At 68.8% G+C, this 21,292-nt stretch carries 21 protein-coding genes; 18 read left to right on the top strand and 3 right to left on the bottom strand.

From position 1 onward, the window contains the following. Positions 1-125 precede the first annotated feature (125 nt). The 12 genes from glmS to AC07PF_RS09670 all read left to right on the top strand — a co-directional run bounded on the left by glmS (position 126) and on the right by AC07PF_RS09670 (position 14,091). The gene (glmS, locus tag AC07PF_RS09725; RefSeq protein WP_494611701.1) at positions 126-2,033 is read left to right on the top strand and encodes a glutamine--fructose-6-phosphate transaminase (isomerizing); all 1,908 of its coding nucleotides are present in this window, start codon (positions 126-128) and stop codon (positions 2,031-2,033) included. A 217-nt stretch (positions 2,034-2,250) separates the two neighbouring features. Further along, a complete protein-coding gene (locus AC07PF_RS09720) occupies positions 2,251-2,391 on the top strand; it encodes a hypothetical protein (protein ID WP_494605436.1) in 141 nt (46 codons plus the stop codon). A 102-nt stretch (positions 2,392-2,493) separates the two neighbouring features. After that, positions 2,494-4,038, top strand: coding sequence for an HAL/PAL/TAL family ammonia-lyase (locus AC07PF_RS09715; RefSeq protein WP_494611700.1), 1,545 nt, complete (start codon positions 2,494-2,496; stop codon positions 4,036-4,038). A 264-nt stretch (positions 4,039-4,302) separates the two neighbouring features. Then, positions 4,303-5,931 (top strand): GGDEF domain-containing protein, encoded by a 1,629-nt coding sequence (locus AC07PF_RS09710; protein ID WP_494611699.1) that lies wholly within the window; start codon positions 4,303-4,305, stop codon positions 5,929-5,931. Positions 5,932-6,141: 210 nt separating this feature from the next. Then, complete coding sequence (locus tag AC07PF_RS09705) at positions 6,142-6,570, top strand: organic hydroperoxide resistance protein (RefSeq protein WP_494605441.1); 429 nt, start codon at positions 6,142-6,144, stop codon at positions 6,568-6,570. 50 nt (positions 6,571-6,620) lie between these two features. Then, positions 6,621-7,949, top strand: a complete 1,329-nt coding sequence (locus AC07PF_RS09700; protein WP_007855028.1) for an ATP-binding protein — start codon at positions 6,621-6,623, stop codon at positions 7,947-7,949. Beyond that, positions 7,946-8,698, top strand: a complete 753-nt coding sequence (locus tag AC07PF_RS09695) for a response regulator (RefSeq protein WP_494611698.1) — start codon at positions 7,946-7,948, stop codon at positions 8,696-8,698. Before AC07PF_RS09700 ends, AC07PF_RS09695 begins: the two co-directional genes overlap by 4 nt. An 11-nt stretch (positions 8,699-8,709) precedes the next feature. Next, the gene (locus AC07PF_RS09690) at positions 8,710-8,853 is read left to right on the top strand and encodes a hypothetical protein (protein WP_494611697.1); all 144 of its coding nucleotides are present in this window, start codon (positions 8,710-8,712) and stop codon (positions 8,851-8,853) included. Between the two features lie 242 nt (positions 8,854-9,095). Continuing rightward, positions 9,096-10,127: an alpha/beta fold hydrolase gene (locus tag AC07PF_RS09685; RefSeq protein WP_494611696.1), complete on the top strand. Its 1,032-nt coding sequence runs from the start codon at positions 9,096-9,098 to the stop codon at positions 10,125-10,127. 32 nt (positions 10,128-10,159) lie between these two features. Further along, positions 10,160-11,908, top strand: a complete 1,749-nt coding sequence (locus AC07PF_RS09680; protein ID WP_494611695.1) for a cytochrome c biogenesis protein DipZ — start codon at positions 10,160-10,162, stop codon at positions 11,906-11,908. A gap of 199 nt (positions 11,909-12,107) precedes the next feature. After that, the gene (locus AC07PF_RS09675; protein WP_494611694.1) at positions 12,108-13,091 is read left to right on the top strand and encodes a Bug family tripartite tricarboxylate transporter substrate binding protein; all 984 of its coding nucleotides are present in this window, start codon (positions 12,108-12,110) and stop codon (positions 13,089-13,091) included. A gap of 4 nt (positions 13,092-13,095) precedes the next feature. Continuing rightward, the gene (locus AC07PF_RS09670) at positions 13,096-14,091 is read left to right on the top strand and encodes a Bug family tripartite tricarboxylate transporter substrate binding protein (RefSeq protein ID WP_494611693.1); all 996 of its coding nucleotides are present in this window, start codon (positions 13,096-13,098) and stop codon (positions 14,089-14,091) included. A 19-nt stretch (positions 14,092-14,110) separates the two neighbouring features. Here AC07PF_RS09670 and AC07PF_RS09665 read toward each other — a convergent pair whose 3' ends face one another. After that, positions 14,111-15,217 carry an oxidoreductase gene (locus AC07PF_RS09665; RefSeq protein ID WP_494611692.1) on the bottom strand — a complete coding sequence of 369 codons (1,107 nt, stop codon included), beginning with the start codon at positions 15,215-15,217 and terminating at the stop codon, positions 14,111-14,113. After that, positions 15,214-15,612 carry a RidA family protein gene (locus AC07PF_RS09660; protein WP_494611691.1) on the bottom strand — a complete coding sequence of 133 codons (399 nt, stop codon included), beginning with the start codon at positions 15,610-15,612 and terminating at the stop codon, positions 15,214-15,216. The genes AC07PF_RS09665 and AC07PF_RS09660 overlap by 4 nt, the downstream gene beginning before the upstream one ends. A 138-nt stretch (positions 15,613-15,750) precedes the next feature. Here AC07PF_RS09660 and AC07PF_RS09655 point away from each other — a divergent pair, with 138 nt between their 5' ends. Next, a complete protein-coding gene (locus AC07PF_RS09655; RefSeq protein ID WP_494611690.1) occupies positions 15,751-16,650 on the top strand; it encodes a LysR substrate-binding domain-containing protein in 900 nt (299 codons plus the stop codon). 6 nt (positions 16,651-16,656) lie between these two features. Here the strand turns inward: AC07PF_RS09655 and AC07PF_RS09650 are convergent, their stop codons facing one another. After that, the gene (locus AC07PF_RS09650) at positions 16,657-17,586 is read right to left on the bottom strand and encodes a LysR family transcriptional regulator (protein WP_494611689.1); all 930 of its coding nucleotides are present in this window, start codon (positions 17,584-17,586) and stop codon (positions 16,657-16,659) included. Between the two features lie 112 nt (positions 17,587-17,698). Between AC07PF_RS09650 and AC07PF_RS09645 the strand changes: the two genes are divergently transcribed. The 5 genes from AC07PF_RS09645 to AC07PF_RS09625 all read left to right on the top strand — a co-directional run bounded on the left by AC07PF_RS09645 (position 17,699) and on the right by AC07PF_RS09625 (position 21,286). Further along, positions 17,699-18,535 (top strand): intradiol ring-cleavage dioxygenase, encoded by an 837-nt coding sequence (locus AC07PF_RS09645; protein ID WP_494611688.1) that lies wholly within the window; start codon positions 17,699-17,701, stop codon positions 18,533-18,535. A 95-nt stretch (positions 18,536-18,630) separates the two neighbouring features. Then, a complete protein-coding gene (locus tag AC07PF_RS09640) occupies positions 18,631-18,840 on the top strand; it encodes a YciI family protein (RefSeq protein WP_494611687.1) in 210 nt (69 codons plus the stop codon). Then, the gene (locus AC07PF_RS09635; protein ID WP_007855041.1) at positions 18,837-19,163 is read left to right on the top strand and encodes a Dabb family protein; all 327 of its coding nucleotides are present in this window, start codon (positions 18,837-18,839) and stop codon (positions 19,161-19,163) included. Before AC07PF_RS09640 ends, AC07PF_RS09635 begins: the two co-directional genes overlap by 4 nt. Then, a complete protein-coding gene (locus AC07PF_RS09630; protein ID WP_494611686.1) occupies positions 19,160-20,269 on the top strand; it encodes a maleylacetate reductase in 1,110 nt (369 codons plus the stop codon). The genes AC07PF_RS09635 and AC07PF_RS09630 overlap by 4 nt, the downstream gene beginning before the upstream one ends. A gap of 27 nt (positions 20,270-20,296) precedes the next feature. Next, entirely contained in the window at positions 20,297-21,286 is a 990-nt protein-coding gene (locus tag AC07PF_RS09625; protein WP_494605469.1) for a Bug family tripartite tricarboxylate transporter substrate binding protein, read from the top strand. Positions 21,287-21,292 lie beyond the last annotated feature (6 nt).

Raw genomic sequence — 21,292 nt, 5'->3', positions numbered from 1 at the left:
TTTGGAATTTTATTTCACGAGATGGTTTATGTGAAATTTAAGTTCACTATTATCAAAATATCAATCACAAATTCCAATCTGCGCTGCCTACCATTGCGCCATCCATCCAACAGGAGCAGCAATCCATGTGCGGCATCGTCGGCGCGGTCTCCACGCGCAACATCGTTCCCATTCTTGTGCAGGGCCTGCAGCGGCTCGAATACCGGGGCTATGACTCCTGCGGCGTGGCCGTGCATGCATCGAGCCTCGATGCCAGCCGCCCGGCCGGCCTGCAGCGCGCCCGCAGCACGGCCCGCGTGGCCGAACTGCTCGAACAGGTGCAGGCCGACCAAGTGGACGGCGCCACCGGCATCGCCCACACCCGCTGGGCCACGCACGGTGCGCCCGAGGTGCACAACGCCCACCCGCATTTCAGCCACGGCACGGGCGACGCGGCCGGCACGCCGGGCCGCGTGGCCCTGGTGCACAACGGCATCATCGAGAACCACGAGGAACTGCGCGCCGCCCTGCAGGCCCGCGGCTACGTGTTCACCAGCCAGACCGATACCGAAGTCATCGCCCACCTGGTCGACAGCCACTACAGCGGCGACCTGTTCGAGGCCGTGCAGGCCGCCGTGGCCCAGCTGCACGGTGCCTACGCCATCGCCGTGATGCACCGGGACGAGCCGCACCGCGTGGTGGGTGCGCGCGCTGGCTCGCCGCTGATCCTGGGCGTGGGCTCGGGCCGTGGCGGCTCGGTGGCGGGCGAGCATTTCCTGGCCAGCGATGCCATGGCCCTGGCCGGCGTGACCGACCAGATCGTCTACCTCGAAGAGGGCGACCTGGTCGACCTGCAGCTGGGTCGCTACTGGATCGTGGGCAAGGGCCGCGAGGCGCTGACCCCCGCGCAGCGCCCCGTGCGCACGGTACAGGCGCACAGCGGCGCGGCCGAGCTCGGCCCCTACCGCCACTACATGCAAAAGGAGATCTTCGAGCAGCCGCGCGCCATCAGCGACACACTCGAAGGCGTGGAGGGCATCGTGCCCGAGCTGTTCGACGGGGCCGACGGCACGGCCGCCTGGCGTGTGTTCAAGGAGATCGACAGCGTCCTCATCCTCGCCTGCGGCACCAGCTACTACAGCGGCTGCGCCGCCAAGTACTGGCTCGAAGAAATCGCCGGCATCCCCACCCAGGTCGAAGTGGCCAGCGAGTACCGCTACCGCACCAGCGTGCCCAACCCGCGCAGCCTGGTGGTCACCATCACCCAGTCGGGCGAGACGGCCGACACCCTGGCCGCCCTGCGCCACGCGCAAAGCCTGGGCATGCAGCACACGCTGACCATCTGCAATGTGGCCACCAGTGCCATGGTGCGCGAGTGCAAGCTGGCCTACATCACGCGCGCCGGCGTGGAGATCGGCGTGGCCAGCACCAAGGCCTTCACCACCCAGCTGGCCGGGTTGTTTTTGCTCACGCTGGCGCTGGCGCAGTCCAAGGGCCGGCTCACGGCCGAGCAGGAGGCCGCGCACCTCAAGGCCATGCGCCACCTGCCCGTGGCCCTGCAGGCCGTGCTCGCGCTCGAACCCCAGGTCATCAACTGGGCCGAGGACTTCGCGCGCATGGAGAACGCCCTGTTTCTGGGCCGGGGCCTGCACTACCCCATTGCGCTCGAAGGCGCCTTGAAGCTCAAGGAGATCAGCTACATCCACGCCGAGGCCTACCCGGCCGGCGAGCTCAAGCACGGCCCCCTGGCCCTGGTCACCAGCGCCATGCCCGTGGTCACCGTGGCGCCCAACGATGCGCTGCTGGAAAAGCTCAAGAGCAACATGCAGGAGGTGCGCGCCCGCGCCGGCGTGCTCTACGTGCTGGCCGATGCGGACACCCGCATCGAGAGCAGCGAAGGCATCCATGTGATCCGCATGCCTGAGCACTACGGCCCGCTGAGCCCGCTGCTGCACGTGGTGCCCCTGCAGCTGCTGGCCTACCACACGGCCTGCGCGCGCGGCACCGACGTGGACAAGCCGCGCAACCTGGCCAAGAGCGTCACGGTGGAGTGAGCGGGGTGCGGCAAGGGTTTCGCTGACTACGCCCAACAAGGTTCGTCGGATGAAGACAAGGTCTGTCCGGCTTTTCCTGCATTGCGGAAATCAGCCGTGCTCTGCCCTGCCTGGTAATTGAGCACTCCGTCAGGACCCGCGTCGATGCTGCCTCTGCGGCACATACCACGGAGATATCCACAGCCTCATCCACGGCTTGCGTGGATAGATCGGGCCGGTGGGCAAGGCTGTCGGCGGTGGGGCGGCGCGCGCATTCGGCTCGGCCTTCAAGGGCATCGACAGCCACAGCGCTGTAGGCAGCACCGACACGCTCCGTGGACGCGACACCCTGCGCACCATGGCCCTGAACGGCCGGTGAGATCCGAGCCTGTGGTGGAAGATCGCTGACGCCAACGGGCTGGCGACCACAGGTCCGGATGGGGGCCCATGGTGAAGATGTGTGCACGGCTAGACTTTGGCCATGCAAACAAAATCACCCACCACCGTCATCCTGGACGGAAGCAGGCTCACGATCGAGGAGGTTGTCGACATCGCTACCGGCAAGCGGCGTACATCGCTCGGTCAATCGGAGACATTTCGCCAGCGGATTGATGCAGGAGCCCAGTTTCTTGATCGCCTGCTGGTTGAAGACGGGGTGATCTATGGGGTCACCACGGGCTACGGCGATTCCTGCACGGTTCAGATTCCTGCGGACTTGGTTTCGGAACTGCCCCACCATCTGTATACCTACCATGGCATTGGCGCTGGCCGGCTCTTTACGCCAGAGGAGACGAGGGCCATTCTGGTGGCACGCCTCAATTCGCTGTGCCAGTGCGTCTCCGGCGTGAGTTGGGAGTTGCTGGTGCAGCTGGAACAACTCTTGGTCCACGACGTATTGCCCCTGATTCCCTCGGAGGGGTCGGTGGGCGCCAGCGGGGACCTGACACCCCTGTCGTACGTTGCGGCCGTGTTGTGCGGAGAGCGTGAGGTTTGGCACCAGGGAACGAAGAAGTTCGCCGCAGACGCGTTGAAGGACATCGGGCTCAAACCCTTGCGGCTGCGCCCCAAGGAAGCACTGGCCCTGATGAACGGGACCTCCGTGATGACGGGGCTGGCCTGCATCGCATGGTTGCGCGCGCAAAGCCTCGAGCGCCTCAGCACCCGATTGACGGCGTGCAATGTGTGGGCCAGCGACGGCAATGCACATCACTTTGATGAGAAACTGTTCCAGGCCAAGCCGCATGCCGGCCCCCAGCTGGCGGCCAAGCGCATCCGGGAAGACCTGATGTCCGAAAAGCCGGCAAGGAATGAAAAGCGTCTGCAGGACCGCTATTCGTTGCGGTGTGCGCCCCACGTGATCGGCGTGTTGGGCGATGCATTGCCATTCCTTCGCCAGTTGATTGAAAACGAACTCAACAGCGCCAATGACAACCCTTTGATCGACCCGGAGGGCGAGCGGGTACTGCATGGTGGGCACTTCTATGGAGGACACATAGCGCTTGCCATGGATACCCTGAAAAATACGGTCGCCAACCTGGCGGACCTCATGGACCGGCAATTGGCGCTGCTGGTCGACCAGCGCTACAACCATGGGCTACCGTCCAATCTTTCGGGCTCCACCGGTCCTCGCGCCGCCATCAACCATGGCCTGAAGGCCCTTCAGATCAGCGTGTCGGCCTGGACCGCAGAGGCGTTGAAGCAAACCATGCCGGCCTCCGTCTTCTCGCGATCCACCGAATGCCACAACCAGGACAAGGTCAGCATGGGGACCATCGCCGCACGCGATGCCCTGCGGGTGCTCGAGCTGACCGAGCAGGTCGCTGCCGGCATGCTCATAGCGGCCCGGCAAGCGCTGGAACTGCGTCTGCGGATCAGCAAGCTCCCACTGCCAGCCCCTCTCAGGGACTTCCTGGCCGATCTCTCAGGGGCCATTCCACTGGTGGTCGAAGATCGGGCACTGGACAAGGAATTGCAGGAACTGATGCACGGCCTGCGCACGGGCAAGTGGGAGGTCTACAGCGCTTGAGCAGGGCACCGGCGCCAATCAGGTGAGCGCAGCTGTCAGGCAGGGGGCTGCCATGGGTTTCTCGCCGCGGATCGATGCGGGAGCGGGGGTTGCGACTGGCAATGGGCGGAACACGCCGAGGCCCTCATCTGCGGCCAACCGATATGGCGGGGCAGGCTTTCATGCGGCTATTTGCAACGGGAATGACCGAGGCCCGGTCTCTGTGCGATATTCACGGGACCTGTTCTAGAACCCGTCATCCCGCAGCACCAGGCGCCATAGACCATGGAACGCACAGACCAACTTCTGGCCGACCTGCAAGACTGCGAAGCAGCCAGTCTGGTGGGGGCGCACGACGCCGGGGCCGAGATCGCTGCGCGGGCCTTGCAAACCGCCAGGGAATGCGGGCTGCGGCCCGAAGCCGCGCTGGCGTCCGCTTGGCTGGCCGAGCACCAGCTGCGCCGGGGCGAGAGCGAAAAGGCGGCAGAGAGTGCCCACGCAGCCCTGGCGGAGGCCGACGCGCTCGAATTGCATGGGGTCGGTATCAAGCTGCGCAACACCCTGACCCGGGCCTGGTGCCAGCTCGGGCGGGCTGACGAGGCGCTGCCCGAGGCGATGTGGGCACTGGGGCGGGCACGCACCCTGGGAGCGCCCGGGCTGGTGTCGCGCAGCCTCTCCAGCCTGGCGGGCGTGGTGGAGTTGCTGGGCGACCCTGCGCATGCGATCACCCTCTTGCACAAGGCGGATGAAGAGGCCCGACGTGACGGTGACAAGGTGGCGCAGTTCGCCGCGGTCGTCAATCTCGCAGGCGCACTGTGCCGATCCGGGCGCCAGCTCGCCCACCTGCCGGGCCCGCTGGCTCCGACCGAAGCGCAGGCTGCGCATCTGCGCGAGGCCCTGGCCGTGGTGCAGAGGGCGAAGGCGCTCGCGCGCGGGCATGTACGCTGGAAAATGGTCTGCGCCGAGATCGAATGCCTGGCCCTGGAGGCCTTGGGGCGGCTTGCGGAGATGCGTGTCGCGGTCGATCGGCACCGCGCATTCGCCATCGAGGCGAAAGCCCCTGATGCCCGTGCAGAAAACGAACTGCTCAACGCGGACTGGCTGTTGGCCAGCGGGCGCGCGGCCGAGGCCTGCGAAGCGCTGGACCACCGGGTGGATGCGGCCGCGGCCCAGCGCAACGAAGGATGCCGCCGGTGGTGGTGGAGATCCCGGTACCGTGCCTTCAAGGCTGCTGGCTCCGATGCGCAGGCCCTGGCGGCACTGGAGTCCATGATGGTGCAGGTGCGCCGCGACCGTGAACTGAGCCTGACCGCCCAGGCGCGCGTGCTGTTGGGCGAGGTGAGGATGGAAATTGCCCAGCAGGAACTCGCGCAGTTGCGGCTTGAAGCGCAAGAGCTCCGCGAGCGCGCCGATGTGGCGACGCAAAAATCCCTGCTGGACCCGCTCACCGGGCTGGCCAATCGGCGCGCACTGGACGCCCGCCTGATGGCCGTGCTTCCGATGCGGCATGGCCAGGTGGAGGGATTTTCGCTGGCCATCATCGACATTGACCACTTCAAGCAGATCAACGATGGCTGGGGCCACGACGTCGGGGACGCCGTGCTGCGCGAGACCGCCAAGTTGCTGACCGGCGGCGTGCGAGGGGGCGACTTCGTGGCGCGCATTGGCGGCGAGGAGTTTGTCATTCTGCTGTGGGGACAGGCATTGGGTGATGCCTCCCTGGTGTGTGAACGGCTCAGGCAGCAGGTGCAGGCACATGACTGGTCCCGATTCGTGCCGGGGCGTGGGGTGACCGTCAGCATGGGGCTGACCTGTGCCCAGCCCCTGGACGATGCGGCCCAGCTTCTGCGGCGTGCGGACCAATGGATGTACGCGGCCAAGCGCGAAGGGCGCAATCGGCTGCAGGGAGGGTGAGGTGGGTGGCAGCCCCGTGGCCCGCATGCCCTGGCATGGCGGACCTGCAACTGCCGCACCACCTGCGCGCGCGGCAGGGAGTTTTGTATGGTTTTGTACGCAGCCATGGGCCGGCTACATTGGGTCAAGAAACCGCTGGGGCAAAGCGCCGTCCGCCTCAACAATCCGGCCGTCATTTCGACAAGCACACACTCCCCCAAGGACCCCACCATGACTGCTGCAGCAAGCACCCAAGACAATGTTCTCTACACAGGCCGCACCCACACCACCGGCGGTCGCACCGGCGCCTCGCGCAGTGACGATGGCCGGCTGGACATCGCGCTCACGCGCTTCGGCACCGTGGGCACCGGTACCAACCCCGAGCAGCTGTTCGCTGCCGGCTGGTCGGCCTGCTTCATGGGCGCCATGGCACGCGCCGCGCAGACCGCGGGCGTGCGGCTGCCGGACGACCTGGCGGTGGATGCCGAAGTGGACCTGGTGCAGGGGCCGGACGGCTTTGCGCTGGCGGCGCGCCTGAAGGTCAGCGTGCCCGGCGTCGACCGTGACAAGGCCCTGGCCATCGTCGAAGGCGCGCACCAGCTGTGCCCCTATTCCAAGGCGACCCGCGGCAACATCGCGGTCGATCTGTCCGTCGCCTGAACGGCCTGCCTGCGTCCCGCCATGCCCTGGTCCATTTGCTAAGGAAGCCCGTGCCTTCATTCCTGCGGCGGCTCTGGCCGTCCACCCTGCTGGCACGCACCACGCTCCTCGTGGTGCTGGGCATGGCGCTCGCGCAGCTGCTGACCTATGTGGCCATCCGCTACGAGCGGGGCCAGACGCTCATGAACCTGATGGTCAGCGGTGTCGAGCGCGATATCGCCAGCTCGGTGGCCATCCTGGACCGGCTGCCCGCCAGCGAGCGGGAGGACTGGCTCCAGCGCCTGGAGCGGCCCAACTACACCTTCTCCCTGCAAGGTGCCGTGGACACCGCGCCCCCGGCATCGCCGGCCCTGTCGCGCTTCGTCGAAGTCGTGGCCACGGCACTGCGCCCGTTCCCGGTGCTGGCCGTGGGCCAGATCGAGAACATGCCGGAGACGGTGCGCATGCAGGTGCGCCTCGGTGATGGATCCTCGCTCTATGTGCTCGCGCGCCGGGTTCCGATGCCGGTCTCGGACTGGGTCACCTGGCTGCTGCTCGCCCAGTTGGTGGTGCTGGCGGCCTGTGCGTGGGTGGGCATGCGCCTGGTCACGCGGCCGCTGAAGCGGCTGGCGGCCGCGGCGGACCAGCTGGGCCCCGACCTGCAGCCCTCGCTCGTGGCGGAAAGCGGGCCGGCCGAGGTGGCGCAGGCCGCACGCGCCTTCAATGCCATGCAGCGGCGCATCGCCGGTTACCTCAACGAGCGCATGCAGATCCTCGCGGCGATATCGCACGACCTGCAGACACCCATCACCCGCATGCGCCTGCGTGTCGACCTCCTGGAGGGCATGCCCGAAGCCGACAAGTTCCGCCATGACCTCGATGCCATGCGCACGCTGGTCCAGGAGGGCGTGGGCTATGCCAAGACCCTTCAGGGCTCGCAGGAGCAGTTGCGCCGCCTGGACCTGGATGCCCTGGTGCGCAGCATCGCCAACGACTACGCCGACACGGGCAGCCCGGTCACCATGGCGGGCGAGGTCACCGTGCCCGTCACCACGCGACCCCATGCCTTGCGCCGCATCCTCACCAACCTGGTCGACAATGCGCTGAAATATGGCGAGCGTGCAGAAATGCGCGTGCGGCTGGAGCAGGACCACCTGTACATCGACGTCTGCGATGCCGGGCCGGGCATTCCCGAAGCGCAGCTGCTGGCAGTGCTGCAGCCCTTCTACCGCGTCGAGGGCTCGCGCAACCGCGAGACCGGCGGCTCCGGCCTGGGCCTGGCCATCGCGCACCAGCTGGCCCTGTCGCTCGCCGGAGAGCTCAGCCTGCACAACCGCCCCGAGGGCGGCCTGTGCGCGCGCCTGAAACTACCCGCCCATACCCCGACTGCATCCCCATGATGAGCACCACCGTTGCCCCCAGCGACCACATCCTCGTGGTCGACGACGACCGCGAGATCCGCGACCTGGTCAGCGCCTACCTGCAGAAAAATGGCTACCGCGTCACCACCGTGCCCACGGGGCGGCACATGCACCAGACCCTGGAGACGGCCGGCCCCTTCGAACTCATCATCCTGGACCTGATGCTGCCCGGCGAAGACGGCCTGACGCTGTGCCGCGACCTGCGCGCCGGCAAGTTCAAGGCCGTGCCCATCATCATGCTCACCGCCCGTGGCGACGAGGCCGACCGCGTGCTCGGGCTCGAGATGGGCGCCGACGACTACCTGGCCAAGCCCTTTGCCGCGCGCGAGCTGCTGGCGCGCATCAAGTCCGTGCTGCGGCGCACGCGCATGCTGCCACCCAACATGCGCAGCACCGAGGAAGCACGCTACCTGGCCTTCGGCGACTGGCGGCTGGACACCGTGGAACGTGCCCTGCTGGACAAGGAGGGCACCATGGTGCCCCTGAGCGGGGCCGAGTACCGGCTGCTGCGCGTGCTCGTGGACCACCCGCAAAAGGTGCTGACGCGCGACCAGATCCTGTCCATCACCCAGGGGCGCGAGGCGGAGCTGTTCGAGCGCTCCATCGACCTCATGATCAGCCGCCTGCGCAAATGCCTGGGCGATGACGCGCGCGAGCCGCGCTACATCAAGACCGTGCGCAGCGAAGGCTATGTCTTCGCCGCCCAGGTCGAGGCGCAGGAAGGGTAGGGAGGCGGGCCATGCGCAGATGGTTGTTCTCGCTCTTGTTCCTGTTCGGCGGCCTGGCCTCGGAGCTCGCCCAGCCCGCGGGCCGGCCCTGTGCCGTGCCGTCCGCCAATGCCTCGCCGCCACCGCGGCGGCGTGGCGCCCTCCCGCCGCCCTAGTTTTCCGGTTTGTCTTCCCCGCATCGCACCACCGCCACCTTCAGGGTGGCGGTGGCGTTTTGGGAGCCCGTTTCTTTGCCGGCGGCGGCTTTGTATGGCTGTGTATCCGGCGTCGGTTTCGCTACACCACCATGCACTTGCAGGGGGTGCATGACACATGCCACATACACCGCGGCGGTGTACTGGAGCCAGCCGCCGACACGGTGTCGGCGCCCTTCACAACCCGCTGGAAAGAACCCACCATGGACACCACCCACACTCCCTTCGCCCGCCGCCGCAGCTTTCTTGGAAGCACGGCCCTCGGCCTGGCCATCGCCCCCCTCGGCAGCCTGCTCAGTGCCCCGGCGCTCGCCGCGGCGGGCAGCGGCGAGGCGACCCGCTTCGATGGGCTCAAGACCGTCGATGCCGGCGACCTGCGCGTCGAATATGCCGAAGCCGGGCCGGCCAACGGCCCCGTCGCCCTCCTGCTGCACGGCTGGCCCTATGACATCCATGCCTTCGTCGATGTCGCGCCGCGCCTGGCGGCTGCCGGCTACCGCGTGATCGTGCCCTACCTGCGCGGCTACGGTGGCACCCGCTTCCTGTCCGCAGACGCCGTGCGCAATGGCCAGCAGGGTGCTGTGGCCCAGGACATCATTGCGCTGATGGACGCGCTCGGAATCCGCCAGGCCGTACTGGGCGCGTTCGACTGGGGTGCGCGCACGGCCTGCATCCTGGCCGCCATCTGGCCCGAGCGCGTCGCCGGCCTGGTCTCCGTGAGCGGCTACCTGATCGGCAACCCCAAGGCCAATGCCAAGCCGCTGCCGCCGGCCGCCGAGTTCGCCTGGTGGTACCAGTCCTACTTTGCGACCGACCGCGGCCGCGATGGCTACGCCGCCAACCCGGCCGCGTTCAACCGCTTCATCTGGCAGCAGGCATCACCGCAGTGGCAATTCGATGAGGCAACCTACCAGCGCAGTGCCCAGTCCTTCGAGAACCCGGACCATGTGGCCATCGTGGTCCACAACTACCGCTGGCGCATCGGCCTGGTGGGCGGCGAGTCGCGCTTCGATGCGCTGGAGGACAAGCTGGTGGCAGCGCCCAGCATCGGCGTGCCCTCCATCACGATGGAAGGCGACGCCAATGGCGCACCCCATCCGGCCCCGGCCGCCTATGCGAAGAAGTTCACGGGCAGGTACCAGCACCGCCACCTGAGCGGCGGCATCGGCCACAACCTGCCACAGGAAGCGCCCGCCGCCTTCGCGCAGGCGGTGATCGACGTCACCCGGCTCTGACCCCCGCCACCAAGCCGTCTGGAGCTGCTGCCATGACCCTCTATATCCTCGCGTTCGCCGGCGGGATGCTGACCCTGCTCAGCCCCTGCATCCTGCCGGTCCTGCCCTTCGTCTTCGCGCGCCATGGCCGGCCCGCTGCGCAGGGCCACCTGCCCTTGCTCGCCGGCATGGTCGTCGCCTTCGCGTCCGTGGCCTCGCTGGGTGCGGTGGCGGGTGCCTGGGCGGTGCACCTGAACCAGGCCGGGCGCTGGATCGCGCTGGCCTCGCTGGCCTGGTTCGCGGTCTCTCTGCTGTTGCCCGGGGTGGCGGGCTGGTGGAGCCGCCCGCTGGTCCGGGCGGGTGAGCGCCTGCTGCGCGTCAAGACCCGAAGCACCTGGCTGGGCTCCGCGCTGCTGGGCGTCGCCACCGGCCTGGTCTGGTCGCCGTGTGCGGGGCCGGTGCTGGGCCTGGTGCTCTCCAGCGCCGCCCTGGCCGGCCCGGATGTGCACACCTGGCTGCTGCTCTTGTCCTACGGCGCGGGTGCCGCCGTTGCCCTCGCGGCCGCGCTGCGGATGGGCGCCCGGCCCCTGGCGGCCCTGAAGGCGCGCTGGTTGCCTGGCGTCGCCGGCCGCCGCCTCGCGGGCGGCGTGATGCTGGCCGCGGTGCTCGCGGTTGCCCTGGGTGTGGACACCGGCGTGCTGGCCCGGCTCACCGGCCCCGGGGCTGCAGGTGGTTTCGAAGCCCGCCTGCTGCAGCGCGTGATGCCAGGGGCCGAGGCGGCAGAGCTGCCACTGGACCGCAATGGCGCGCCGCGCCCCTCCAGCCTGCCCATCGAATCCACGCGGGCCAGCTTCGATGGCGGCACCCGGTGGCTCAATGCCGCGCCGCAGTCCATTGCCGCGCTGCGCGGCAAGGTCGTGCTGGTGAACTTCTGGACCTACTCCTGCGTCAATTGCCTGCGCACGCTGCCCTACGCCAAGGCCTGGGCGCACAAGTATGCGAACCGCGGCCTGGTGGTGGTGGGCGTGCACACCCCGGAGTTCGCGTTCGAGAAGGACCAAGGCAATGTCCAGCGGGCCTTGCGCGATCTCGGCATCCCCTACCCCGTGGTGCAGGACAACGACTTTCGCATCTGGCGCAGCTTCAACAACCGCTACTGGCCGGCGCTGTACTTCGTCGATGCGCAAGGCCGGGTGCGTCACCACCAGTTCGGCGAAGGCGGCTACGCGGCCTCCGAGCGCGTGATCGAGGAGCTGCTGCGCGAGGCCGGTGCCTCCTCCCCCGCCAGCACCGGCGGCGTGCCACCGGATGCCAGGCCGGACACCCGGGGCCTGGGCCTGGCTGCCGATGCGGACACGCTGCGCAGCCCCGAGACCTACCTGGGGTATGAAAAGGGGAGCCGTCCGCGCGTGGCCGGCAGCGTCGTGGCCGACCAGCCGGCGCACTACACCGCTGCACCGCTGCAGACCAACACCTGGTCGCTCGCCGGCAATTGGACGTTGGGCCCCGAGTTCGTGCAGGCCCACCAGCCGGGCGGCCGCCTGGCGGTGCGCTCCGAGGCCCGCGACGCCAACCTCGTGCTGGGCGCCGCCACCGGGCAGCCCGTGCGCTTTCGGGTGACGCTGGACGGCCAGCCCCCCGGCATCCACCATGGCACGGACGTGGACGCCGAAGGCAACGGGGTGGCGGACGCGACGCGGCTCTACCAGCTGATCCGCCAGGGCGGCGCGGTGAAGCCCCGCACCGTGGAGATCCAGTTTCTGGAAGCGGGCGCGCGCAGCTATGCCTTCACCTTTGGCTGAACGGTACTGCGGCGACCCGTGCCGTGTTTGCACCGTGCCCACCAACGGGCCCCGGTGCGGGGCCTCGCCGGTATTGAAGACGGGCCTATCTGCTAGGTCCCATCTGGCGTAGCGGGCCGGGCAACGGCCGTTCAGAATGGAGCGGTGCCGTCGCGGTCCGCGACAGGACAGGACGACAACGACAACGCCAGGAGACTTCATGCGCTTTACCTTTCCCCCCGCACGCCGATCGGTGCTGGCCCTGCTCGCCGTGCTGGCGCTGCCCGGCGCCTGGGCCCAGGCGCCGGCCTACCCCGACAGGCCCATCAAGCTGGTGGTGGGCTACCCGGCGGGCGGTGCGGTCGACATCATCGCGCGCACGGTGGGCCAGGCCATATCCAGCAGCATGGGCCAGCCCATCGTCGTCGAGAACAAGCCCGGCGCCGGCACCAACATCGCGGTGAAGTCGGTGATCGGTGCTGCGCCCGATGGCTACACGCTGATGCTCGCCGCCAACGCGCTGGCGGCCAACATGGCGCTGTACCAGCCCGCGCCCTTCGATGCCGAAAAGGACCTGGTGCTGATCTCGCAGGTGGGCCGGGTGCCCGTCGTCATTGCCGCCAACCCCACGGTGCCGTACAACACCGTGGCACAGCTCATTGCGGCGGCCAAGGCCAGGCCCGGTGGCATCTCGTTCGCCAGCCCGGGCAACGGCGCCACGCCGCACATGGCCGTGGAGCTGTTCGCCAAGGCGGCCGGCATTTCCTTGCAGCACGTACCCTACCGCGGCGGCGGCCCGGCCATCACCGACACCATTGGTGGCCAGGTGCCGCTGGTGGCGGTCAACGCGCTGGAGGCCCTGCCGCACGTGAAGAGCGGCAAGCTCAAGGTGCTGGCCGCGCTGAGCGCCAACCGCACCAGCATCTTCCCGGACGTACCGACCATCGCCGAATCCGGCTATCCCGGCTTCGAGGCCTCGGTCTGGTACGGCCTGGTCGCGCCCGCGGGAACGCCCAAGGCCATCACCGACAGACTGCATGCCGAAGTGCAGAAGGCCCTCGATCAACCCGAGGTCAAGGCGCGCATGACCGGCGTGGGCAGCGAGGTCACGCCCGGCAGCAGCGCCCAGTTTGCCGCGCTGGTGCGCTCCGAACGCCAGCGCTATGAAAAGCTGGTCAAGGAAACCGGCATCAAGCCGGATTGATCCCATGGCGGCCCTCTGGCCTCGGCGCCGATTCCTGCCCCTGCTCGGCCTGCCCTTGTTTGCCGGGGCGCGGCCGGCGCAGGCAGCGGCCGATTTCCCATCGCGGCCCGTGCGCATCATCGTGCCCTTCACGCCCGGGGGCTCCAGCGACATCCTGGCGCGGGCCGTGGGGCTGGAACTGGGGCAGTCGCTGGGCCAGCCGGTCATCGTCGAGAACGTGCCCGGCGCGGGTGGAACCCTGGGCTCCGAGCGGGCCCTGCGTTCGCCACCCGACGGCCACACCCTCTTCATGGGCCACACCGGCACGCTGGCGGTCAACCCCTGGCTGTACCCGCAGCTCGACTTCGATCCGCTCAAGGCGTTTGCGCCCGTGGCCCTGGTGGCCCGGGTGCCCAATGTGCTGGTGCTCCATCCCTCGGTGCCGGCTGGAAGCCTGGCCGAGCTGGTGGCGTACTCGCAATCGCACCCGGACCGTCTGGCCTACGGGTCGGGCGGCAATGGCAGCGCGGCCCACCTGGCGATGGAGCTGCTCAAGCTGCAGACGGGGCTGAAAGCCTTGCATGTGCCCTACAAGGGCACGGCACCTTCGGTGAACGACCTGCTCGCGGGCCAGGTGCAACTGCTGTTCACCGGCGTGCCGGCGCTGCTGCCGCACATCAAGGCCGGCAAGATCCGGCCGCTGGCTGTGTCGGGCCGCCAGCGCTTGGTGCAGCTGCCCGAGGTTCCCACGGTCGGGCACTCCGGTGTGCCAGGCGCACAGGGCTTCGAGGCCGACCAGTGGTACGGCCTGGTCGCTCCCGCGCGCACGCCGGCCGATGTGGTGCAGCGGCTCAACGCGCGCACCAACGACGCCCTGAGGGTGCCGGCCGTGGCCCAGCGCCTGGGCAGCGAAGGGGCCGAGCCGACACCGACCACGGCCCAGGCGTTCGGTGCCCTGATCACGAGGGAAAAGGCCCGCTGGGAATCGGTGGTCAAGGCCGCCGGGGTGAAGGCCGAATAGGGCGGCGCAGCCCATCAGATCACCCGGTTGCGCCTGCGGTCTCGAACTCCACCGCCTTGAGGTCGCCCAGCGGTGACAGCAGGGCCGGATCGAACGCGCGCGGCGCCAGGCCATCGCGCAGGCGCTGCGGCCAGTCGGGGTTGGCCAGCGCGCCGCGGCCCAGGGCCACGAGGTCGGCACCATCGCCCAGCGCGTTCGCCGCGCGTGCGGGGTCGTGCAGGCCGCCGTTGGCGATGAGGGCGATGCTGGGGGCATGGCGGCGCGCCAGCTGCACCAGGCTGGCATCGGCATCGGCGAAGGCCGGCCGCCAGGCCTCGAACTCGGTGACGTGCAGGCAGTCCGCGCCCGACTGTGCCAGGGCGCTGAACACGGTGGCCGCGCCGCCCTCGGCCTCGGGCCAACGGTGCATGAAGTCGTTGACCTTGCCCTGCGAGATGCGCACCCCGATCGGCACTGCGTTGCCCAGCTCCTGCCTCACACCCTGCACCACCTCGCAGGCCAGCCGCACGCGCTGGCCGATGGGGCCGCCCCAGCCATCGCCGCGGCTGTTGGTGTGGCCCGTGAGGAACTGGTCGAGCAGGTAGCCATTGGCGCCATGGACCTCCACGCCGTCGAAGCCGGCCACCTCCACGGCCAGCCGTGCCGCCCGGCGAAAGCCGGCGATGGCCTCGCCGATCTCGGCCTCGCTCATCGCCACGGGCAGCGGGTAGAGGCCTTCGCCGCGGTACAGCGCCATCTGCTGCCCCAGCGGGCGCACGGCCGAAGGCCCTGCCGTGTGACCGCGAAAGCGGTTGAACTGCGACAGCGCGCCCGCATGCATGAGTTGCGCGAACACGCGCCCGCCTGCGGCGTGGATGGCCTGCACCACGGGGCGCCAGGCCAGGGCCTGGGCCCGGTCGCTCAGGCCCGGCTGGTGGGCATAGCCCTGGGCGTAGGCCTGGTCGGTGTAGATGCCCTCGGTGACCACCAGGCCGAAGCCACCCTCTGCAAAGCGCGCGTAGTAGCGTGCCATGCGCTCAGTGGCCTGGCCTTCGGCCGTGGCGCTCACGCGCGTCATGGGCGCGACGACCAGCCGGTTGGGCAGGGCGAGGCCGCCGATGCGGGTGGGCGACAGCAGGGGCCTCATTCGCGCACCCCGGGGATGGTGGCGATGGCCTCGATCTCGATCATCGCGTCGGGCGAGTACAGGCCCGAGACCTCGACGATGGTGTCGGCCGGGTAGGGCGCGCTGAACCATTGGCGGCGCAGCTCCACGATCTTCGGGAAGTGCGCCATGGAGGTCAGGAAGATCGTGACCTTGGCCACGTGGCGCAGGTCCGAGCCGGCGGCCCGCAGCACGCGGTCGAGGTTCTTGAAGGCCTGTTCGGCCTGGGCATCGAAGTCGCCCTTGCCGACGATGGCGCCATCGTCGCCGATGGCCGCCTGGCCCGAGACGAAGACCAGGTTGCCCAGCGCAATGGCCTGGGACAGCAGGAAGGGGGCATAGGGATCGGGCTGGGTATGGACTTGCGTGAGAGGCATGGTGGCTCCTTGATGGATGAAAGGGGTTGGGTCATGTGACGCGCGAAGGCAATGACGTGCCGCCAGTTTCCCCAAATGAATGGCACCCGACAAAGGTCGATTTTTCAGGCGACAGATGAATCAAACTAAACTGTCGAGATGCGCAGACTTCCCCCCTTGGGTGCCATGCGGGTGTTCGAGGCCGCCGCGCGGCGGCTGAGCTTCAAGGACGCGGCCGACGAGCTGCATGTCACCCCCACGGCCGTGAGCCACCAGATCAGGCTGCTGGAGGAGCACCTGGCCGTGCGCCTGTTCGAGCGCGGCACGCGCCAGGTGGCGCTGACGGCGGCGGGGCACCAGCTGTTCCCCGTGCTGCGCGATGGGCTGGACAGCTTCGAGCGCGCGGTCGAGCGCGTGCGCCGCACGCAGGGCCAGGCGCAGGCGGCCACGCTGTCATCGACCGTGGCCTTCATGGCCAAGGTGCTGGCGCCACGGGTCGGCTCGTTCAGCGCACAGCACCCGGGCTGGAGCCTGCGCCTGGATGCCAGCCACCGCGTGGTGGACCTCGATACCGAGGCCGATGCCGCCATCCGCTACGGCAGCGGGCGCTATGCCGGCTTGGTGGTGGAGCCGCTGTTCCAGGACCGCTTCGCGCCCGTGTGCACACCGGCCCTGGCGGCGGCTGCACGGCGCGACCTGGGCGCCGTGCCGCTGATCCACTTCGAGTGGGGCCAGGCGCCACGCGACGAGTCCCTGGCGCCGGTGTGGCGCACCTGGCTGGCGCGCGCCGGCCTGGGCGGCGACGCGCCCCCGGATGCTGGGCTCTCCTTCACCGAAGAGATGCATGCCGTGCAGGCCACCGTGGCGGGCCAGGGTGTGGGCCTGCTCAGCCTGACGCTGGTGGCCGACGAGCTGCGCTCGGGCGTGCTGGTGCAGCCCTTCGAGCTCGCGGTGGACAGCTACCGCTACGACCTGGTCTACAGCCCGCGCGCGGCCGACCGGCCGGCCACGCGCGTGCTGCGCGAGTGGGTGCACGGCCAGTTCGGCAACCGGGCGTGACAGGTCTTAGCGCAGCCCCATGTAGCTGGTCCACTTGCGTTCGTAGCCGTTCTTCTCGAACTCGTCGGCCATGAAGTCGATGAAGGAGCGCACCTTGGCCGAGAGGTGTTTGCGGCTCGGGTAGGCGATGTTGATCTGGATGCGCGGCAGGTCCCAGTCGTTGAGCACCGGCACCAGCCGCCCGGCCACGATGTCGTCGTAGACGATGTAGCTCGGCTGCACCAGGATTCCCAGGCCGCTGAGCGCAGCGGCGCGCAGCACCTGGCCGTCGTTCGATTCGAGCAGGCCCTGGATCGGCACCACACAGCTGTCCGCGCCGCGGGCCAGCCGCAGCTCGTGCGCGTGGTTGGCGTACACGTAGATCAAAAAGTCGTGCGCGGCCAATTCATCCGGCGACTTCGGCATGCCGCGCGATGCCAGGTAGGCCGGCGATGCGCACAGCACCCGGCGCGTGGAGGCCAGCTTGCGGATGGTGATGCTGCTGTCGGGCTCGAACTCGCGGTTGCGGATCGCCACGTCGATGCCGTTCTCGATCATGTCCAGGTAGCGGTTGGCGGCCTCGATGTGCACGCGCACCTGCGGGTACTGGCGGTGGTACTGCGCCAGGCGCGGCGCGATCAGCTGCATCGAGAACGACAGCGAGGCGCTGACGCGCAGCACGCCCGAGGGCTTGAGCGTGCTGGAGTTGATGGCCGTCTCCGCGTCCAGCAGCTCGGCCAGCACGGTGCGCGCGCGCTCGTAGAACTCCTGGCCCTCGCTCGTCAGGTACAGGCGCCGGGTGTTGCGCTCCACCAGCCGCGCCTTGAGCCGGCCTTCGAGCGACGCCAGGTGGCGGCTGGCGGCGGGGTTGGACAGCCCCAGCGCCTCGGCCGCGCCGCCCATGCTGCCCACCTCGGCGACCTTGATGAACAACTCCAGCTCGGTAAGGCGGTCCATATTTTCATTTAACGGAAATCTTCATTCCATTTTGACCTGTTTATGTTCTTTTGTGGAAATCATAAAGTTCGCATCCAGACCCCACGAACACGGCAAGGCGGAGACAACAACCATGCGCAACCTCGACCAGGACAACATCACCCAGGCGGTCATCGCCAGCTTTGCCGGCACGGCCGACCCCCGCCTCAAGCAGGTGCTCATCAGCCTGGTGCAGCACCTGCATGCCTTCGCCCGCGAGGTGGAATTGACCGAGGACGAGTGGTTCAAGGGCATCGAATTCCTCACCCGCTGCGGCCACATCACCGACGACAAGCGCCAGGAATTCATCCTGCTGTCGGACGTGCTGGGCCTGTCCATGCTCACCGTGGCCATGAACAACCACAAGCCCGAGGGCTGCACCGAGGCCACGGTGTTCGGCCCCTTCTACGTGAAGGACGCGCCGACCTACGAGCTGGGCGCCGACATTGCCAACGGTGCCAAGGGCACGCCCTGCCAGGTGCGCGGCACGGTGCGCGGCACAGAGGGCGAAGCCATCCCGGGCGCCACGCTCGATGTCTGGCAGTCCGACGACGACGGCCTGTACGACGTGCAGCACGAGGCGCTGGAACAGGCGCAGGCGCGCGGGCAGCTGCGTGCCGACGCCGAGGGCCGCTACCACTTCCGCTCCATCGTCGCCGTGCCCTACGCCATTCCGCACGACGGCCCGGTGGGCGCCATGCTGCAGGCCACGGGCCGCCACCCCTGGCGCCCGGCGCACCTGCATTTCATGGTGAAGGCGCCGGGCTACGAGACGCTGATCACCCATGTCTTCCGGCAGGACAGCGACTACCTCGACTCCGACGCGGTGTTCGGCGTGCGCCAGTCGCTGGTCTGCGACTGGACGCAGCAGCCCGATGGCAGCTACCTGCTCGCGTACGACTTCGTGCTCAACCCGGCGAAGGCGGGGTGAGGCCAATGCTGTTCAGCTTTCTCCTGCTCGACCGGCCGGATGCCGGCGACCTGCGCCAGGCTGTGCGCCCGCAGCACTAGGCCTATCTGGGTTTGGTGCAGCAGCGCATCGCGTTCGCCGGGCCCCTGGTGCACGACGACGGCAGCACCATGCTCGGCAGCCTGCTGGTCATCGACTTCGAATCCCGTGAAGCGGCGCTCGCCTGGCTGGCGAACGAGCCATTCACCCAGGCGGGCCTGTACGCCGGCACCACCGTCCACGCCTTCATCAACCTCTGGCCCCAGAAGACGGGGTTCCCTGCATGAGCACCTACCCGCAAACCATCCGCCACATCGTGATGTGGAACGTGCAGGGCGACACGCCTGCCGAGCGGCAACGCAACATCGAGCGCCTGTGCACCAGCTTCGACAGCCTCAAGGGCCGCATCCCCGGGATGCGGCACCTGGAGATCGGCGTGGACGTGAGCCGTACCTCGTACGCCTGCGACGTGGTGCTCTACAGCGAGTTCGATTCGCCCGAGGCCCTGGCCGCGTATGCCGAGCACCCCGAGCACCTGCGCGTGCGGGCGGAGCTGGGCGCGATGCGCACCGCGCGCTACCAGGTGGACTACCCGGTCACCCCGGCATGAATCCGCCGCTGGAGAAGAACCCCATGCACGACTTCATCCACCGCCACCAGTCCCCGCGCACCGTGTTCGGCGCCGGGTCGCTGGCCCACCTCGAACGCGAGATCGACCTGCTGGGCGCGCGGCGCGCCCTCGTGCTGTGCACGCCCGGCCAGGTGGGCCAGGCGCAGCAGGTGGCCGACCGCCTGGGTGCGCGCGCGGCCGGCGTCTTCGCCCGGGCCGAGATGCACGTGCCCATCGAGGCTGCGCGTGCCGCACGCGACGAGGCACGCCGGCTGGGGGCGGACTGCGCGGTCGCCATTGGCGGCGGCTCCACCATCGGCCTGGGCAAGGCCATCGCGCTCGACGCGGGCCTGCCCATCCTGGCCATACCGACGACCTATGCGGGCAGCGAGATGACGCCGATCTACGGCATCACCGAAGCCGGCCTCAAGACCACGGGCCGCGACGCCCGCGTGATGCCGCGCACGGTGATCTACGACCCCGAGCTCACGCTGTCGCTGCCCGTGCCGCTGAGCATCACCAGCGGCATCAATGCCATCGCGCATGCGGTGGAGGGGCTGTATGCACAGGACGGCAACCCCGTCATGGACCTGATGGCCGAGGAGGGCATCCGCGCCCTGGCCCAGGCACTGCCGGCCCTGCACCGGGACGGCGGCGACGTGCAGGCACGCGGCGATGCCCTGTACGGCGCCTGGCTCTGCGGCAGCGTGCTGGGCAACGTCAGTGTGGCCCTGCACCACAAGCTGTGCCACACGCTGGGCGGCAGCTTCAACCTGCCGCATGCCGAGACCCACACCGTGGTGCTGCCCCATGCACTGGCCTTCAACCTCCGCCATGTGCCGGCTGCCGCCAGGCGCATCGCCCGCGCCCTGGGCGGCGTGGAACCGGGCGATGTGGCCGGTGCGCTGTTCGACCTGGCGCATGCCGCGGGCGCGCCCGTGGCCCTGCGCGACCTGGGCCTGCGCGAGGCCGACCTGGACACCGTCTGCGACCTGGCCCTGACCCAGCAGTACCCCAACCCCCGCCCGCTGGAGAAGGGGGCCGTGCGCCACCTGCTGCAGATGGCATACGAGGGGCGGCGGCCCGAACCCATGCCATTGCCGTAACGAACCACCATTCCACAGGAGACAAGCATGACAACGAGAACCACCCAGCCATCCCCCCGCCGCCGCCTCATGGGCCTGGCGCTGCTCGCGCTGGCGCCCTGCCTGGCCGCACCGGCCCTGGCGCAAGACAAGTACCCGAGCCGCACCATCAAGGTGATCGTGCCCTTCCCGGCCGGCACGGCGCCCGACGTGATGGCCCGCTTCTGGGCCGAGCGGCTGGCCAAGGCCGTGGGCCAGGGCGTCATCGTCGACAACAGGCCGGGCGCCAGCACCATCGTGGGCACGCAGCAGTTCGCCGCAGCGCCGGCCGACGGCTACACCTTCCTCTATACCGCCAGCGGCACGATCTCGATCAACCCCTACGTCTACAAGAAGCTGCCCTACCAGGTGGGCGACCTGGTGCCGGTGATCCAGACCCTGTCGATCCCGCTGGTGATCACGGTGGCCAACAGCTCGCCGTTCAAGACCCTGCCGGACCTGATCAAGGAGGCGAAGGACAAGCCGGGCAAGGTGAGCTATGCCTCCTACGGCGTGGCGACCGCGCCGCACGTGTCCATGGCGCATTTCGCCAACAGCGCCAACGTCTCGATGAACCATGTGCCCTACAAGGACGGCGGGCTCAACGACATCGTGGGCGGCACGGTGGACACGGCCTTCAGCCCGATTGCCGACGTGCTGCAGTTCATCCGCACGGGCCGGGTGCGGGCGCTGGCCGTGTCGAGCCGCCAGCGCCTCGAATCGCTGCCCCAGGTGCCCACTGTGGCGGAGACCTTTCCGGGCTTCGAGGGCGATTCCTGGCACGGCATCTTCGCCCTGAAGGGCACGCCGCAGGCCGCCATCGACCTGGTGGCGGCCGCGTCGCAGAAGATCGTGGCGTCGGACGAGTACAGGAAGTACCTGGGCAGCATGGGCCTGGTGCCCATCGGCGGCACGCCCGAGGCCTTTGCCAGCGTGCTGCAGGTGGACGGCAAGCGCTGGGTCAACGTCATCAAGGGCAACAACATCACCCTGGACTGAGACCGG

This window comes from Acidovorax sp. GW821-FHT10A04, assembly GCF_059415825.1.
The sequence above is the reverse complement of the archived record's forward strand: the minus strand, read 5'-3'. Positions and strand labels throughout refer to the sequence as shown.

Excerpts from the sequence above, each read along its gene's own strand:
- AC07PF_RS09650 (WP_494611689.1), bottom strand. The coding sequence starts at position 17,586 with ATGGACCGCCTTACCGAGCTGGAGTTGTTCATCAAGGTCGCCGAGGTG.
- AC07PF_RS09670 (WP_494611693.1), top strand. The coding sequence starts at position 13,096 with ATGGCGGCCCTCTGGCCTCGGCGCCGATTCCTGCCCCTGCTCGGCCTG.
- AC07PF_RS09715 (WP_494611700.1), top strand. The coding sequence starts at position 2,494 with ATGCAAACAAAATCACCCACCACCGTCATCCTGGACGGAAGCAGGCTC.
- AC07PF_RS09690 (WP_494611697.1), top strand. The coding sequence starts at position 8,710 with ATGCGCAGATGGTTGTTCTCGCTCTTGTTCCTGTTCGGCGGCCTGGCC.
- AC07PF_RS09680 (WP_494611695.1), top strand. The coding sequence starts at position 10,160 with ATGACCCTCTATATCCTCGCGTTCGCCGGCGGGATGCTGACCCTGCTC.
- AC07PF_RS09675 (WP_494611694.1), top strand. The coding sequence starts at position 12,108 with ATGCGCTTTACCTTTCCCCCCGCACGCCGATCGGTGCTGGCCCTGCTC.
- AC07PF_RS09685 (WP_494611696.1), top strand. The coding sequence starts at position 9,096 with ATGGACACCACCCACACTCCCTTCGCCCGCCGCCGCAGCTTTCTTGGA.
- AC07PF_RS09710 (WP_494611699.1), top strand. The coding sequence starts at position 4,303 with ATGGAACGCACAGACCAACTTCTGGCCGACCTGCAAGACTGCGAAGCA.
- AC07PF_RS09705 (WP_494605441.1), top strand. The coding sequence starts at position 6,142 with ATGACTGCTGCAGCAAGCACCCAAGACAATGTTCTCTACACAGGCCGC.
- glmS (WP_494611701.1), top strand. The coding sequence starts at position 126 with ATGTGCGGCATCGTCGGCGCGGTCTCCACGCGCAACATCGTTCCCATT.
- AC07PF_RS09660 (WP_494611691.1), bottom strand. The coding sequence starts at position 15,612 with ATGCCTCTCACGCAAGTCCATACCCAGCCCGATCCCTATGCCCCCTTC.
- AC07PF_RS09645 (WP_494611688.1), top strand. The coding sequence starts at position 17,699 with ATGCGCAACCTCGACCAGGACAACATCACCCAGGCGGTCATCGCCAGC.
- AC07PF_RS09635 (WP_007855041.1), top strand. The coding sequence starts at position 18,837 with ATGAGCACCTACCCGCAAACCATCCGCCACATCGTGATGTGGAACGTG.
- AC07PF_RS09630 (WP_494611686.1), top strand. The coding sequence starts at position 19,160 with ATGAATCCGCCGCTGGAGAAGAACCCCATGCACGACTTCATCCACCGC.
- AC07PF_RS09625 (WP_494605469.1), top strand. The coding sequence starts at position 20,297 with ATGACAACGAGAACCACCCAGCCATCCCCCCGCCGCCGCCTCATGGGC.
- AC07PF_RS09655 (WP_494611690.1), top strand. The coding sequence starts at position 15,751 with ATGCGCAGACTTCCCCCCTTGGGTGCCATGCGGGTGTTCGAGGCCGCC.
- AC07PF_RS09695 (WP_494611698.1), top strand. The coding sequence starts at position 7,946 with ATGATGAGCACCACCGTTGCCCCCAGCGACCACATCCTCGTGGTCGAC.
- AC07PF_RS09665 (WP_494611692.1), bottom strand. The coding sequence starts at position 15,217 with ATGAGGCCCCTGCTGTCGCCCACCCGCATCGGCGGCCTCGCCCTGCCC.